At 68.5% G+C, this 13,850-nt stretch carries 15 protein-coding genes and 1 pseudogene; 6 read left to right on the top strand and 10 right to left on the bottom strand.

What is annotated here, in order from left to right:
• Positions 1-3: 3 nt before the first annotated feature.
• The gene (locus tag QZ471_RS17845; protein ID WP_295466250.1) at positions 4-636 is read right to left on the bottom strand and encodes a glutathione S-transferase family protein; all 633 of its coding nucleotides are present in this window, start codon (positions 634-636) and stop codon (positions 4-6) included.
• A gap of 127 nt (positions 637-763) precedes the next feature.
• On the opposite strand from QZ471_RS17845, the gene dbpA reads away from it, so the two are divergent.
• Positions 764-2,137 carry an ATP-dependent RNA helicase DbpA gene (gene dbpA, locus QZ471_RS17850; RefSeq protein ID WP_295466251.1) on the top strand — a complete coding sequence of 458 codons (1,374 nt, stop codon included), beginning with the start codon at positions 764-766 and terminating at the stop codon, positions 2,135-2,137.
• 406 nt (positions 2,138-2,543) lie between these two features.
• Here the strand turns inward: dbpA and QZ471_RS17855 are convergent, their stop codons facing one another.
• From QZ471_RS17855 to QZ471_RS17875, 5 genes are all read right to left on the bottom strand, one after another.
• Positions 2,544-3,416: an oxygenase MpaB family protein gene (locus QZ471_RS17855; RefSeq protein ID WP_295466253.1), complete on the bottom strand. Its 873-nt coding sequence runs from the start codon at positions 3,414-3,416 to the stop codon at positions 2,544-2,546.
• A gap of 3 nt (positions 3,417-3,419) precedes the next feature.
• A complete protein-coding gene (locus tag QZ471_RS17860) occupies positions 3,420-4,007 on the bottom strand; it encodes an NUDIX domain-containing protein (protein ID WP_295466255.1) in 588 nt (195 codons plus the stop codon).
• Positions 4,008-4,121: 114 nt separating this feature from the next.
• The gene (locus tag QZ471_RS17865; protein WP_295466258.1) at positions 4,122-4,766 is read right to left on the bottom strand and encodes a TIGR04211 family SH3 domain-containing protein; all 645 of its coding nucleotides are present in this window, start codon (positions 4,764-4,766) and stop codon (positions 4,122-4,124) included.
• A gap of 205 nt (positions 4,767-4,971) precedes the next feature.
• Positions 4,972-5,184 carry a hypothetical protein gene (locus tag QZ471_RS17870; RefSeq protein ID WP_295466259.1) on the bottom strand — a complete coding sequence of 71 codons (213 nt, stop codon included), beginning with the start codon at positions 5,182-5,184 and terminating at the stop codon, positions 4,972-4,974.
• 22 nt (positions 5,185-5,206) lie between these two features.
• Positions 5,207-5,923: a CDP-diacylglycerol diphosphatase gene (locus QZ471_RS17875; RefSeq protein ID WP_295466261.1), complete on the bottom strand. Its 717-nt coding sequence runs from the start codon at positions 5,921-5,923 to the stop codon at positions 5,207-5,209.
• Positions 5,924-6,041: 118 nt separating this feature from the next.
• Between QZ471_RS17875 and QZ471_RS17880 the strand changes: the two genes are divergently transcribed.
• On the top strand, positions 6,042-6,308 hold the full coding sequence (locus tag QZ471_RS17880) for a DksA/TraR family C4-type zinc finger protein (protein ID WP_295466263.1): 267 nt from the start codon (positions 6,042-6,044) through the stop codon (positions 6,306-6,308).
• A 148-nt stretch (positions 6,309-6,456) separates the two neighbouring features.
• On the opposite strand, the gene QZ471_RS17885 is transcribed toward QZ471_RS17880, so the two are convergent.
• Positions 6,457-6,828, bottom strand: a complete 372-nt coding sequence (locus QZ471_RS17885; protein WP_295466265.1) for a VOC family protein — start codon at positions 6,826-6,828, stop codon at positions 6,457-6,459.
• Positions 6,829-6,894: 66 nt separating this feature from the next.
• Positions 6,895-7,593, bottom strand: coding sequence for a YafY family protein (locus QZ471_RS17890; protein WP_295466267.1), 699 nt, complete (start codon positions 7,591-7,593; stop codon positions 6,895-6,897).
• 170 nt (positions 7,594-7,763) lie between these two features.
• On the opposite strand from QZ471_RS17890, the gene QZ471_RS17895 reads away from it, so the two are divergent.
• Together QZ471_RS17895 and QZ471_RS17900 are read left to right on the top strand one after the other, a co-directional pair.
• Entirely contained in the window at positions 7,764-8,513 is a 750-nt protein-coding gene (locus QZ471_RS17895; protein WP_295466268.1) for an alpha/beta hydrolase, read from the top strand.
• Between the two features lie 3 nt (positions 8,514-8,516).
• On the top strand, positions 8,517-9,563 hold the full coding sequence (locus tag QZ471_RS17900; RefSeq protein WP_295466270.1) for a metal-dependent hydrolase: 1,047 nt from the start codon (positions 8,517-8,519) through the stop codon (positions 9,561-9,563).
• A gap of 65 nt (positions 9,564-9,628) precedes the next feature.
• On the opposite strand, the pseudogene QZ471_RS23845 reads toward QZ471_RS17900, so the two are convergent.
• Positions 9,629-9,835 (bottom strand): annotated as a pseudogene (locus QZ471_RS23845) (DUF1127 domain-containing protein); the annotation flags it as partial.
• A gap of 89 nt (positions 9,836-9,924) precedes the next feature.
• Between QZ471_RS23845 and QZ471_RS17905 the strand changes: the two are divergent.
• Positions 9,925-11,370 (top strand): PLP-dependent aminotransferase family protein, encoded by a 1,446-nt coding sequence (locus tag QZ471_RS17905; RefSeq protein WP_295466272.1) that lies wholly within the window; start codon positions 9,925-9,927, stop codon positions 11,368-11,370.
• Here the strand turns inward: QZ471_RS17905 and QZ471_RS17910 are convergent.
• Positions 11,367-13,091, bottom strand: coding sequence for a GGDEF domain-containing protein (locus tag QZ471_RS17910; RefSeq protein WP_295466274.1), 1,725 nt, complete (start codon positions 13,089-13,091; stop codon positions 11,367-11,369). The genes QZ471_RS17905 and QZ471_RS17910 overlap by 4 nt on opposite strands.
• A 247-nt stretch (positions 13,092-13,338) precedes the next feature.
• On the opposite strand from QZ471_RS17910, the gene QZ471_RS17915 reads away from it, so the two are divergent.
• Complete coding sequence (locus QZ471_RS17915; RefSeq protein WP_295466276.1) at positions 13,339-13,848, top strand: nucleoside 2-deoxyribosyltransferase; 510 nt, start codon at positions 13,339-13,341, stop codon at positions 13,846-13,848.
• Positions 13,849-13,850: the final 2 nt, after the last annotated feature.

Here is a 13,850-nt window from a genome sequence, read left to right on the forward strand (position 1 = left end):
CGGTCAGTTGAGCGCGGCGAGGTCGGCGTCATCGAGTTCGCGGGCGCGCACAGCGGCGGGGCGGGCCACCAGACCGGCGACATAGCGCTCGAAGTTCGGCCGCTTCTCGACGGTGCCGAAGGCCATACCCCAGGCGAGATGGGCACCGACATAGATGTCGGCGGCGGTGAAGCGGTCGTCGACCAGGTATTCGCCGGGCGCCAGGGCGGCGTCGAGGGTATCAAGTACCTCGGCGAGGCTACCGTAGCCCACCGCGCCGCGCTTTTGCGGATCGTCGGGCAGGGTCACGCCCAGGGCCTGGTTGGTAGTGGCGGCTTCCAATGGTCCGGCGGCGAAGAACAACCAGCGGTAGTAGGTGCCGCGGGCCGGATCGTTCAACGGCGGCGCGAGGCCCGCGGCGGGGAAGGCATCGGCGAGGTAGGCGCAGATGGCGGCGGTTTCGGTCACCACCGCCGCACCGTGCCGCAACGCCGGCACCTTGCCCATGGGATTGATTGCCCGGTAGGCCGCCGACTTCATCGCCGGACCATAGTCGATGCGCTGCACCTCGTAGGGCTGGCCAAGCTCTTCCAGCAGCCAGCGCACGATGCGTCCACGCGACATGGGGTGGGTATAGAGCACGGGCCGGTCGAACATGGAAAGGCTTCCTGGAGTTGTCGTACCCCTTAGCATAGGTAGGCCAGCCACCAGCGTCCACGCGCCAGTGCGGCGGTGTCCTTCTGCTAGACTGGCAAACCTTTACGAGCCGTTTCACAGGACTCCCGTGCCCGCATCCTTCGCCTCCCTGCCGCTGGCCGACGCCATGCAAGCCAATCTGGTCGACCTCGGCTACCTGAGCATGACGCCCATCCAGGCGGCCAGCCTGCCCATCATCCTCAAGGGCCAGGATCTCATCGCCCAGGCCAAGACCGGTTCGGGCAAGACGGCCGCCTTCGGTATCGGCCTGTTGACCGGGCTCAATCCGCGCTACTTCGGCTGCCAGGCACTGGTGCTGTGTCCGACCCGCGAGCTGGCCGACCAGGTCGCTCGCGAACTGCGCCGCCTGGCGCGGGCCACGGCCAATCTCAAGATCCTGACCCTCTGCGGCGGCATGCCGCTGGGACCGCAGATCGCCTCCCTGGAGCATGGCGCCCAGGTGATCGTCGGCACCCCGGGCCGGGTGCAGGAGCACCTGCGCAAGGGCACCCTGGTGCTGGACGGACTCAACGTGGCCGTGCTCGACGAAGCCGACCGCATGCTCGACATGGGCTTCATCGACGCCATCGCCGACATCCTGCGGCAGACCCCGGCGCGGCGGCAGACGCTGCTGTTCTCCGCCACCTATCCGGAGGGTATCGAGCGACTGGCCCAGGACTATCTGCGCGCGCCCCTGCGCATCAGCGTCGAGAGCCAGCACAGCGAGACCCAGATCCGCCAGCGCTTCTACGAGATCGCCGCCCAGGATCGCCTGGCCGCCGTGGTGCGGCTGCTGCGGCACTATCGTCCGGCCAGTGCCGTGGCCTTCTGCCAAACCCGCCAGCAGTGCCAGGAGGTGGTCGAGGCGCTGCACGCCCAGCGTATCTCCGCCGCGGCCCTGCACGGGGATCTGGAGCAGCGCGAGCGCGACCAGGTGCTGGCGATGTTCGCCAATCGCAGCCTCTGCGTGCTGGTCGCCACCGACGTGGCCGCCCGCGGCATCGACGTGGCCGGCCTGGAAGCCGTGATCAACGTGGAGCTGTCCCGCGATCCGGCGGTGCACGTGCACCGCATCGGCCGCAGCGGTCGGGCCGGCGAGCAGGGCCTGGCGCTGTCGCTGGTGGCGCCGGCCGAGGCCAGCCGCGCCCAGGCCATCGAGACCCAGCAGGGCAGCCCGCTGGACTGGCAACCGCTTTCTGCCCTGCGCGATACCCCGGAGCCGCTGGTGCCGGCCATGCACACCCTGGCCCTGGCGGCGGGCAAGAAGGACAAGCTGCGCCCCGGCGACATCCTCGGCGCCCTGACCGGCGATGCCGGCCTGCCGGGGGCCAAGATCGGCAAGATCACCCTGTTCGATCACCAGGCCTTCGTCGCCGTGGAAAGAGACATCGCCCGCCAGGCGCTGCAGCGTCTGGCCGAGGGCAAGATCAAGGGCCGCTCGATCAAGGTGCGGATGTTGTAGGGCGGATTTGGCTACGGCCATTGCGGTCCTGGTGGTGCGCTCCTCACGGTATGCCCGTTATCGCGGCCATGGGCCGCTCCTACAGGGTGTCCGTACCTGTAGGAGCGGCCCATGGCCGCGATAGGTGTTCACCAGAAAGCTGCGTAGTGGGGGGTGCCCTCACCCCAGCTCTCTCCCATAGGGAGAGGGGGCTATCGGAGCAGGCGGTCAGTGCCGCCCGCTCCGGCCAGATCGCGATCAGAGGCGTAGCGTGGAAAACGGCGTAGCCTTTTCCACTGAGGGTTTCGTCGCGAGGCGCGCCCTCACCCTAGCCCTCTCCCAGGGGGAGAGGGGATAGTCCGAGCGGGTATCAGGCTTTGTTGGCCCTGGAACCTCGCAGTCGACCTATCTTTAGTGGCGGCCGCGATCAGTCGTCGATCCCCATCCGCCGTCGCGCTCGATGCGACGAGCCGTTGCGCACCGCCCAGCGCAGCACTGGGGCGGTGGCGCCGATGCCGGTGCGAATCAGCCGGCGTTGTAGCGGCCCCTGGTGGAGGCCCAGCTCCGCACTGGCCCAGTCGGGCAGCAGCTCGATACCGGCCTGCATCATCAGCTTGCCGAAGGGCTTGGCCAGGGCGCTCGGCGCGGGTGCCTGCAGCAGTACCCGGCACACCTCGCGGCTGCGCTCGTCACAGACCAGTTCGGGGCGAATCGCCTGGTAGTAGGCGGCGATGTCCGCTCGCGAGCGGGGAACGTCGGTGGCGCCCAGGCGCTCGGCCACCAGGGCGATTTCGGCGTAGTAGCGGTCCTGCTCCGCGCCCGGCAGCCCGGGATCGAAATAGCGCAGGTAGGCGGCGAGGAAGTGGCTGACCTCGGCCACGTGCACCCAGGTCAGTAGCGCCGGGTCTTCGGCGCGGTAGGGACGGCCGTCGGCGACCTGGCCCTGGATGTGGCGGTGGATGGCCTTGACCCGCGCGATCAGCCGCTCGGCGTCGCCCTGGCTGCCGAAGGTGGTGGCGGCGATGAACTGTCCGGTGCGGCGCAGGCGGCCGAGCATGTCCTCGCGAAATCTGGAATGGTCCCAGACCCCGGCCAGGGCCAGCGGGTGCAGGGTCTGCATGAGCAGCGCGGCGATGCCGCCAATGAGCATGCAGGTGAAGTCGCTATGCACCCGCCAGGGGACGCTGCCCGGGCCGAACAGCCCGGGATCGCCGGGTGGCTGCTCGTAGTCGACCTCGCCAAGGGATAGCCCGGTGAGGCTCATCACCTGCCGTTCGATACGGGTGCGGACGAGCTCCATGGCTCAGCGCGGCAGCAGATAGAGGGCGGCGTACTGCAGCAGCATGATGGTCTTGCCGTCCACCAGGCGACCGTCGCGCGCCATGACCAGCGCCTCGTCGAAGGGCAGCTCCAGCAATTCGATGTCCTCGCCTTCCTCGTGCACGCCACCGCCGGCGGTGATGCGCTGGTCGGCGCGGTACTCGCCGGCGAAGAAATGCAGCAGCTCGGTCACCGAGCCGGGGCTCATGAAGGCATCGAACAGGTGCTGGACGTTGTCCAGGCGGTAGCCGGTCTCTTCCTCCACCTCGGCCTTGATGCGGGCCTCGGGTGCCGCCTCGTCCAGCAGACCCGCGGGCGTCTCCACCAGCAGGCCGTCGGCCAGGCCATTGCCCAGGGTGGGCAGGCGGAACTGGCGGATCAGCAGCACGGTGCGCCGCTCGCGGTCGTAGAGCAGGATGGTGGCGCCGTTGCCGCGGTCGTAGGTCTCCCGGGTCTGGCGTTGCCAGGTGCCGTCGCGGCGCAGATAGTCGAAGGTGGTCTTCTTCAGCAGGCCCCAGTCGTCGGCCAGGGTCTGGACCTGCTGGATACGGATGCGGGAGGTATCGGACATGGGACTCGTCTTGGCGGGAAGCGTGGCAGCACGTTAGCAGAAGTGTGCTGCCTTGAGTCGCCGGTCACCCTGGAGGTTGCGCCCAGCACCAGGACAGAACCCCGAGCTACGTCGTCAGAACCAGCGGTCGTTCTTTTTCCGCCGGGTCATGGAGGGCAGGATGAGACCGGCCAGCAGGCCCGCGCCGGCGATGCTACCGCCGTAGACCATGTACTGCATCAGTGCCTGCTTGTTCTCGTTGCCGAGCTTGGCCTGGGTGCTGCGCAGTTCGGATTGCGCCTGGGTCAGCTGGGCGTCCAGGTCCTTGCGGCGGGCTTCGAGTTCGTCGATCTGCTGCTTGCGCGAGTCGAGGGTCTCCTGCATGCCCTGGACGCGATTCTTCCAGCTGTCGTCGATGGTCTTGAGCTGGCCGCTCAGTTCGGCCACCTGCTGTTCCAACTGCGGCAGGCGCTCGGCCTGGCCGGGCTTGGCCTGGAGTTCACTGCTGGGAATCCAGACGGTGCTGCCGCCTTCGCCACGGACCTGGCTGTAGTCGCCCTGGGTGCTGATCAACTCGACCTTCTGCCCGGACTTAAGGGTGCCGACGATGCGATAGCCATCGGTGGGGCCGCTGCGGACATAGGTGGTCAGGCTGTCGCTGACCCAGCGGGTGTTGCTCTCCTGAGCGACGGCGGTGCCGGCGAAGGACGCGAGGGAGGCGGCCAGGCACAGGCCGAGACGCGGGAGGCGGGACAGCAGGCGAGAAGGGGACTTGGGCATGGTCGGGTCTGTATGCATGAGCTGAAAAGATGAAGGCCGTGGTGAACAAGCCGGATTATTGTGGGGCAGTACCCTAGCAAGCTGCCGCGATCTATCCGCCACCCCGGCGCGCTTGCTGTTCGAGACGGTGAAACAGTTCAAGCTTTGAGGGGGGAAAGCGACGGTCAGTGTCATCTTGTCGCCATAAGACGGCCGACGGAAAGCTTCAGAGCCGGCCGAGCAGATCCAGACCCAGGGCGGCCAGCAGCCCCAGCGCCGCGCAGCCGAAGGCCAGCGCCTTGCCCCACCCGCGCTTCCAGGCCACGGCGCCGACCACCATGCCCAGGCCGCAGAGCAGCAACGCGGACTTGAGATAGAAGTCGGACCAGGCGAGCAACCGGTCGATGAAGTCGAAGAGTTCGTGGAATTCCTGCGGCATGGGGCCTCCTGGCGCGCTGGCGCTATTGAGTCGCTAGGGGGCCGGTCGTTCCCTGGCAGTCCGCGGCCAGCAACCGTTCCGCCGAGCCGTAGTCATCGGGCTGGCTACCGGCACGGCCGGCCAGCAGCAGGAATTCGCGGCTGGCAGTGCGGCTCGGCAAGGCGACCAGGGCCAGCGACAGGCGGGGATCGGGCAGCGGGTAGGGCGGTCGTGCGGCCAGGTCGGGGAAGAAGTCCGGCGCCAGCAACTGGGCTTCGCTCAGGCGTCTGGCCTGGTAGCGACCCTCGGCCAGGGCCACCGGCAGCGGTCGCCAGTGCTCATCCAGCCCCGGCGCCAGCTGCCCTAATTGTTGGCGGATCGCCGGACGCACGCAGGCGAGATGCACGTGCAACTGGTCCTGGCTGCGTCCGCTGGGAGCATTGAGGGCGAGACCGATCCAGGCATCCGGCACCGGTGCCGGGCCCCAGGCGCTCAGGTACCAGCGCTGGCGCCAGGCGAGCGCGAACCAGTTGGGTTGACCCGCCTGCCACAGGGCCGGGCTTTCCAGCCCGCGCAGCGGACGTAGCGGAACCAGGATGAAATGCTGACGCTCGCCGGGCGCGCGCAGCACGGCATAGCCCGGATCGGCGACCACTGCGCGGCATGGGGTGGCGAAGCCGGTGAGGCGGGCGTTGGGTGCGCACAGGCCGACCGTGACCTGGCGCAGCAGCTCGCGGCTGGAACAGCCCGTGAGCGTCATGGCCAGCACCAGCAGTGACAGTCCCAGCCGCCACGACCGGCGGACACTGGACGAGTGCGAACATCTGCGCGAGCTTCGCTTCCAATAGGTATCGAGGCCACACAGGGGAGACTCAGCCATGGCCAATGGGTGGGCCGGAGACGGCGCGGTGCAGGAACAGATCGACAGCACGGTGGACGATGCGGTGCAACGCGCCCGCAGCCGTCTGCACAAAGGCGCGAGCCTCAGCCACTGCGAGGAGTGCGGCGACGTCATTCCCGAGGCCCGTCGCCAGGCGGTGCCGGGCGTGCGCCTGTGCATCCGCTGCCAGACGGAACATGACGCGGAGGACCAGCGCGCCGGCGGCTATAACCGGCGCGGGAGCAAGGACAGTCAGTTGCGGTAGGGCTGGATTGACTAGTGTCATGGGGCAGCGACCCGTACCGGGCCATGTCTCGCGGGGTCAAGGCTAGGCGCGTCTTGTACCATGCTGGCCCGCTCCTCGGCAGTGGGTACGGACCGCGTCCACTGCCGAAGCCAGCGGCCCGTCGCGATCAGTCGGGATGCACCGCGTAGCCCCGCAGCCGGTTACCGTCCGGGTCGAGGGCGACGAAGCTGCGGCCGAACGGCAGGTCGGTCGGTGGCAAGGTCATCATTGCGCCCCGGGTCCGCCAGAGTTCGTGCAGCTCATCCACGGCCGTCATGCTAGCGACCTTGAAGCCCAGTTCACCCGTGGCGCTGCCTGCGCTCACCGGTGGGACCACGGTCTCCCGTGCCCACAGGCCCAGGGCTAGACCGGACGGGAGCACGAAGAGGGCGAAGCCGGGGCCGTCCTCGACCGGGGCGAGGTCGAGTAACTGGGCATAGAAATCCCGACTGGTACGGACATCGGCAACGTAGAACATCAGACTGGTGCGGTAGTGCATGGCATCTCTCCTCTGGGTTGATGCCGCCCAGTCTAGGGACCCCCTACTGCCAGTTTCTGTCAGCAGTCATGCAGGGATATTGCGCTGGCGCTCCATTTGCCGCCGCCAGTCCCTGAGCAGGGTCTGGCGCCGCTGCGGATAGCGTTGCTCGCTGGTTTCTACGGCGAGGATGCGGTCGGCGCGAAAGCTGCGGAAATCCTCACGCAGCTCGCACCAGCCCAGTAGCACCCGGGCGGCGTCGAAGTAGGCCAGCGCGAAGGGCCAGATGGTGCGCCGGGACTGGCTGTCGGCGGCATCGCGATAGACCAGGGTGAGCTTGGTTTCCTGGCGGATCGCCTGGCGCAGGAGCGCTGGATCTATCTGGTTTTGTGGGGTTTCCCGGCTCGGCCCGATGAGCAGGGTGGTCATGGCCAACTCGTTTTGCAGTTCGCTCGGCAGGACCGCGGAGATCCGCGCCAGGGCATTGCCGGCTGCGGCGGCGAGACTGCCATCGGTGCGCTCGGCGACCCAGCGCGAGCCGAGCACCAAGGCTTCCAGTTCTTCGGGCGTGAACATCAGCGGTGGCAGCAGGAAGCCCGGCTTGAGGATATAGCCGACCCCGGGTTCGCCTTCGATGGCCGCACCCAGGGCCTGCAGGCTGGCGATGTCGCGATAGAGGGTGCGCAGGCTGACCCCCGTTTCCTCCGCCAAGGCGCGGCCACTCACGGCGCGGCGGTGCCGGCGCAAGGCCTGGAGCAGATCGAACAGCCGTTCGGAGCGTGACATCCGCGCAGTCTAATCGCCCGGCTCCCTTAGCTCTAGCCAGGATGCCTCGAACGTGGGGTGGGGTTGCAGGAGGGCGCGGCTACCGGTGTCCAGGCGAAGCGGAACTTAGCGCGCTGCCGGCCTCTCCATCTGACTATCTCTTACCTTCAGGTCTAGGCCGAGGATTCCCGATGCTTCCCCACAGCCAGCAGGGCAGCGGTTCGCCCACCTTCGTGCTCATGCACTTTCTCGGTGGCTCCCACCGCACCTGGTTTCCCACCGTGCCCTACCTGGATGGCAGGCATCGCTGCGTGGCGCTGAATACCCCGGGCTTCGGCGATGCAGCCGGTGTGAAGGGCTATAGCGTGGCCGAGATGGCTGACCAGGTGGACGCCAGCATTCGCGCCCTGGGCCTTACCCATTGCATCCTGGTCGGACACTCGATGACCGGCAAGGTGGCGGTGGTGCTGGCGGCGCGGCGTCCGGAGTATCTGGTCGGACTGATCCTGGTAGCGCCGTCGCCACCCGGGCCGCAACCCATGAGCGAGGCGGATCGCGACGCCCAGCGTGCCTACGGCAAGAGCCGGGCGGAGGCCGAGGCCTTCGTCGACGAATCCAGCGCCCACCGCCTGCCCGATCCCATCCGGGAGGTCGTGATCGCCGATGCCCAGCGGCTGAATCTGGATGCCTGGCGCGCCTGGGTCGATCATGGCAGTCGCGAGGACTGGAGCGACCGCATCGAGACTCTGGACTATCCGGTGCTGCTGGTCTGCGGCGCCGACGACCAGCAGGTACCGGGGCCGGACGAGCAGCGCCGCACTACCCTGGCCACCTTCCCCAACAGCCGCCTGGAGGTCATCCCCGGCGCCGGCCACCTGATGCCGCTGCAAACGCCCCAGGCCCTGGCGCGGCTGATGCTCGATTTCGCCCGAGGCCTCTGACCGGTGGATTCGCTGACCCAGGCCGTGCTCGGCGCCACCGTCCAGACCGCACTCTTGGGTCGCTGGCAGGGACGCCGCGCCATCCTCTACGGCGCCGCCCTGGCCACCCTGCCGGATCTCGATGTGGTCATCGATTACGGCGATGCGGTCAGCGAGATGACCTACCACCGGGGTTTCAGCCATTCGCTGTTCGTGCTGACCGGATTGGCCCTGGCGCTGACGGGGATCTGCGGGCGCTGGCGCGATCCGGGCTACAGCCGACGACGACTGTTCCTGACGCTCTGGCTGGTGCTCATCACCCATCCCTTGCTGGATGCCTTCACCACCTACGGCACCCAGCTGTTCTGGCCCCTGGCGACCACCCCTGTGGCCTGGTCCAGCATCTTCATCATCGATCCGCTCTATACCCTGCCCCTGTTGCTGGCGGTACTCGCCGGGCTGGTGGTCGGACCGCAGGGTCGCAGCCCACGCCTGCCGGTGGCGGCCCTGGTGATCTCCACGGCCTATCTGGGCTGGACCCTGGTGGCCAAGCAGGCGGCCGAACGCGAGGTGCGCGGGGTGCTGGCCGCCCAGGGGCAGGCGGATGCCCGACTGTTCAGCGCGCCCTTGCCCTTCACCAGCCTGCTCTGGCGGGTGATGGTGGACGATGGGCCGGAGCGCTACCGGGAGACCTGGGTCGGGCTGTTCGACGACCGTCCGCCGCAACTGGTCCCCTTGCCGCGCGGCGGCGAACTGGCGCCAATTCTCGCCGATTCAGCGGCCGAGCGACGGCTGCGCTGGTTCACCGACGACTGGCTGCGCTACGACCGGCTGGGTGATGACCTGGTGGTGACCGACCTGCGCCTGGGCGCCACCGGCTATCACACCTTCCGCTTCGTGCTGGCTCAGCGCGACGCCACGGGCTGGCGGCTGGTCGCCGACCCTTCACTCTGGCCCCGCGAGCGCGGTGGTCGCGAACAGCTGGCGGTGGTCTGGCGCAGGCTCTGGCATCCCGAGCTGCCGGCACCGGTAGCCGACTGGGGCGCGCGGCTGTCGCGCCTGCCGGACTGACGCCAGGCGTCCAGCAGCAGCAGCCACCAGGGGCACCGGGCCTCGCGCAGGGCGGTGTAGCGATCCAGGCCGATGTCGGCCAGCTCCCGGTCCGTGAGGTCGGGCAGGATGCGGCGGGTGGTCAACTGACGCTGGAACAGCAGCCAGCAACCGGCGGCGCGGGTTTGGTCATGAAGGCTAGCGGGTCTGGGCATGGCGGTTCTCCTCTGTGTCTCCATGCTCCGGTGTCCGTGCCAGAGCGGGCAGATCCAGCCCAGCGGATAGTTCGCCATACAGCCGCCGCACAGTGGCAGGCTGTATGGTGGATGGCGTGCGCATCTGTATGGCGCGAGACGGCCCGCTTCGCCGCTATAGTCCGGGCATGAACCGTTATCAGCTGTTGGCCGAGGCGCTCGGCCGTCGTATCGAGCAGGGCCTCTATCGACCGGGCGAACGCCTGCCGTCGGTGCGTGCCCTGGCCCAGGAACACGGGGTCAGCCTGGCCACCGTGCAGCAGGCCTATCGCCTGCTGGAAGACCGTGGGCTGGTGGAGCCGCGGCCCAAGTCCGGCTATTTCGTCCGGCTCGAACGGCGGATGATCGAATTGCCCCAGGTCACCCGCCCGGTGCAATGGCCGGTGGAGGTATCCGGCTGGGAGCCGGTGCGCGAGTTGATGACCAGTACGCCCGACTCGGTGCGGGTCCAGCTCGGCCGGGGCCTGCCGGATACCGAGGCGCCGACCCTGGCGCCCTTGCTCGCCGGCATGGCGCGGCTGGCGCGGCGACCGGGCAATGCCGGGCTGTCCTACGACAGCATCCAGGGTGTGGCCGCCCTGCGCGAACAGGTCGCGCGGCTGCAACTGGATGCCGGTTGCGTGCTTACCGCCGATGACATCGTCATCACCAGCGGCGCCCACGAGGCCCTGGCCACCGCGTTCCGGGCGACGTGTCAGGAAGGCGACATCGTCGCGGTGGATTCGCCGACCTTCCATGGCGTGATGCAGACCCTCAAGGGCCAGGGCCTCAAGGCGCTGGAAATCCCCACCGATCCGCGTACCGGCATCAGCCTGCCGGCGCTGGAGCTGGCCCTGGAGCAATGGCCGGTGCGCGCCATCCAGCTCACCCCCAGCTGCAACAATCCCCTCGGCTACTGCATGCCCGAAGCGAACAAGCGCCAGCTGGTGGCCCTGGCACGCAAGCATGACCTGGCGGTGATCGAGGACGACGTCTACGGCGACCTGCTCTACAGCTATCCGCGCGGGCGGGCGCTCAAGGCCTTCGACGAAGACGACCGGGTGATCCTCTGCGGCTCCTTCTCCAAGACCCTGGCCCCCGGCCTCAGGGTCGGCTGGGTTGCGCCCGGTCGCTACGGCGAGCGTGTCCTGCACCTCAAGTACATCGGCACTGGCTGCACCGCCCCCCAGCCACAGCTGGCCATCGCCGAGTTCATCGCCGCCGGCCACTACACCGCCCACGTGCGGCGCATGCGCGCCCAGTACCAGCGCAATCGCGATCTGATGAGCACCTGGGTGCAACGCTACTTTCCCGCCGGCACCCGGGTCAGCCAGCCCCAGGGCAGCTTCCTGCTCTGGGTGGAGTTGCCCGAGGGCTGCGACAGCCACAGGCTCAATCGCGAATTACTGGCGCAGAGCGTGCAGATCGCCTGTGGCAGCATCTTTTCCGCCTCCGGCAAGTACCGCAACTGCGTACGCCTCAACTATGCCCAGGCTCACCGGGCCGGGGTTGAGGAGGGCGTGCGCCGAGTCGGCGAGACGGCCCGGCGCCTGCTGAGCGAGGCTAAGACGCTGTCCGAGCCCGCGCCGGCCTAGCCGACCTCGGCAATCTCGCTGCAATTGCGGCCGCGGTGCTTGGCCCGGTAGAGGGCGGCGTCGGCCTGGGCCAGCAGCCGTAGCGGCGCGCCTTCCTGCCGTGGCGCCGTCACGGCCACGCCGAAACTGGCGGTGACCGGCAGGGCTTCGGTCGGACCGACCACGAAGGGCGTGTCGGCGATACCCAGGCGTAAGCGCTCGGCGAGCGCCAGGGCAGCCTCCGGCTGCTCGACGTCGGCCAACACGGCGAATTCCTCGCCACCGATGCGGGCCAGGCGATCACCTTCGCGCAACAGGGCACTGCAGCGCTGCGCCAGGTGCTGCAGCAGCTGATCGCCCGCCGGGTGGCCGTAGGTGTCGTTGATCCGCTTGAAGTGATCGATGTCGAAGGCGACCACCGCCAGATAGTGCGGCGCCCGGGCCAGCCCTTGGGCCAGCTGGCGTTCGAAGGCGCGGCGATTGGCCAGGCCGGTGAGGTAGTCGGTTTCCGCCCGCACGCCGAGTTCGGCGATCAGGGCATCGCGCTCCTGACGCAGCAGATCGGCCTGCTGCAGTTCGCGTTCCAGTTGCTCGAAGGCGGCGAACAGGGTGCGCGGATCGTCCTCGTCGTCGGCGATGGTACTGGCCGGCATATGCCGCCGGGTCAGGGTGAGCAACCGCTGGGTATTGGCCAGCAGCGGCGACAGCAGCCGGCGCTTGAGCAGCAGCAGGCCGGTACCCAGCGCCAGCAGGATGCCGAGGGCCGCGACGATGGTCAGCAGCAGGCGCAGATGGGCTTCCCGGGCCAGGCGCGCCGCCTCGGCCTCGGCGAGACTCAAGGCGGTATCGCGCAGGTCCAGGATGCTGGCCATGGTGGGCACGTAGCCGCGGGCGAAGGCGGCCGCGCTGAACGGCTGGCCGGCGACCAGGGCCGTCAGGGTCTGCTGGTAGTACGCCAGGCCCTGGCCCAGGTAGCGCTCGCGCAACTGCTGGAAGCGCTCGCGCTCGGCGTCGGCCGCGCTCCCCTCGAGATTGCCCCGCAACAGATCCACCAACTGGTTCAGGCGGCCCTGGGTCTGCTGCAGCTGCTCGCGCTCGTCCGTCGTGGGCGCGCGCGCTGCCTGCAGCGCCGGAGTCAGCAGCGAGCCCAGGCGCCCGGCGGTATCGCGCAGGCGGGATGCCAGCTTGGTATTGACCAGGCAGGCGGTTATGCCGGGCGTCCGCGAGGTCAGATCCTGCAGGGTGAAGTCCGCGGCGCGGAAATTGGCATCGGAGGCCTGGAACATGGCCTCGACCACCTGGCTGACGGTGGGGCGTGCGGGATCGCTGGCGGGCAGGTTCAGGCGCTGGTCCGCCAGGGTTCGTGCCTGGCGCAGGCGCTGGTAGCTCGCGGCCACCTGCTCGCTGGTCACGCTGCATTCCGGGCAGTCTTGCAAGGCCCGCTGCAACTGGGCGAAGCGGGCATCGCTCAGGGCCCGGGCGCGGCTCAGCGCCTGGGGATCGCCGTCGCGTTCGCCGAGCATGGCGTTGGTGGGACCGCGTTCGGCGGAAATGGCCTCCACCAGGAGCAAGGCCTGGCGGTAGACCGGTAACTGCGCGAGGGTGAGTTGCAGGCTGGCTGAGGCCTCATGGGCCTGACGTACGATCAGTGCCATGCCGCAGCCGGTGGCGAGCAGGGCCAGCACCAGCAGGAAATTCGTCAGACGATTGAGCTGAGCAGTCAGAGAAAAGCGGCCGGACATCTGATGACACCGAAAGCTAACAGATCCAAGGATGGCGAGTTCGACCGCTGATCCAGAGCGGATTCAGGCTCACGCGTCAATAGTAGGTCTCTTCCCTTGCAAAACGTATATGAAAGTTCCCTCGGCAAAGCAGCCGTGGCACGAAAGGTCGTAGGGGAGGCACGAGTGGCCGCGTATTCTTCAGCCAGCCCTGGCAGACGCCCGGGCAGCGGTCTCCTACACTGGTGGCTTTGCCCTGGGAGGCGCCATGTCACTCCGCATCTATCTCGCCGGTCCCGATGTGTTTCGCCCCGATGCCGTCGCCCATGGCCAGGCGCTCAAGGCGCTCTGCGCGGGGCAGGGCTGCGAAGGGCTGTTTCCCCTGGACAATGCCCTTCCCGCCGAACTGACCGAGCCGCGCGAGCAGGCTGCCTGGATCTACCGGGCCAATGTGGCGTTGATCGAGCAGGCCGACGCTGTGCTGGCCGATCTGGACTTCTTCCGTGGCGCCGAGCCCGACAGCGGTACCTGTTTCGAGGTGGGCTATGCGGTGGCGCGGGGCAAGCCGGTGGTGGGCTACGTGCCGGAGCAGGGCAGTCTGGCCGCGCGCATCCGCGCCCGTCATCCCGAGTGGCTCGGCGCCGGACTGCTGGACCGCGACGGCTGGACCCTGGAGGAATTCGGCCTGCCGCTGAATCTGATGCTGGCGGTGTCGACACCCATCGTCGTCGGTGGGCCGGAGAGGGCCTTGGCGGTGTTGCGCGAGCGGCTGGGCTAGCG

It is taken from the genome of uncultured Pseudomonas sp., assembly GCF_913774235.1.
Classification (GTDB): domain Bacteria; phylum Pseudomonadota; class Gammaproteobacteria; order Pseudomonadales; family Pseudomonadaceae; genus Chryseomonas.

Coding starts and splice junctions, on each gene's coding strand:
- QZ471_RS17845 (WP_295466250.1), bottom strand. CDS start 636: ATGTTCGACCGGCCCGTGCTCTATACCCACCCCATGTCGCGTGGACGC.
- QZ471_RS17905 (WP_295466272.1), top strand. CDS start 9,925: ATGAACCGTTATCAGCTGTTGGCCGAGGCGCTCGGCCGTCGTATCGAG.
- QZ471_RS17890 (WP_295466267.1), bottom strand. CDS start 7,593: ATGTCACGCTCCGAACGGCTGTTCGATCTGCTCCAGGCCTTGCGCCGG.
- QZ471_RS17870 (WP_295466259.1), bottom strand. CDS start 5,184: ATGCCGCAGGAATTCCACGAACTCTTCGACTTCATCGACCGGTTGCTC.
- QZ471_RS17875 (WP_295466261.1), bottom strand. CDS start 5,923: ATGACGCTCACGGGCTGTTCCAGCCGCGAGCTGCTGCGCCAGGTCACG.
- QZ471_RS17910 (WP_295466274.1), bottom strand. CDS start 13,091: ATGTCCGGCCGCTTTTCTCTGACTGCTCAGCTCAATCGTCTGACGAAT.
- QZ471_RS17860 (WP_295466255.1), bottom strand. CDS start 4,007: ATGTCCGATACCTCCCGCATCCGTATCCAGCAGGTCCAGACCCTGGCC.
- QZ471_RS17915 (WP_295466276.1), top strand. CDS start 13,339: ATGTCACTCCGCATCTATCTCGCCGGTCCCGATGTGTTTCGCCCCGAT.
- QZ471_RS17885 (WP_295466265.1), bottom strand. CDS start 6,828: ATGCACTACCGCACCAGTCTGATGTTCTACGTTGCCGATGTCCGTACC.
- QZ471_RS17855 (WP_295466253.1), bottom strand. CDS start 3,416: ATGGAGCTCGTCCGCACCCGTATCGAACGGCAGGTGATGAGCCTCACC.
- QZ471_RS17865 (WP_295466258.1), bottom strand. CDS start 4,766: ATGCCCAAGTCCCCTTCTCGCCTGCTGTCCCGCCTCCCGCGTCTCGGC.
- QZ471_RS17880 (WP_295466263.1), top strand. CDS start 6,042: ATGGCCAATGGGTGGGCCGGAGACGGCGCGGTGCAGGAACAGATCGAC.
- QZ471_RS17895 (WP_295466268.1), top strand. CDS start 7,764: ATGCTTCCCCACAGCCAGCAGGGCAGCGGTTCGCCCACCTTCGTGCTC.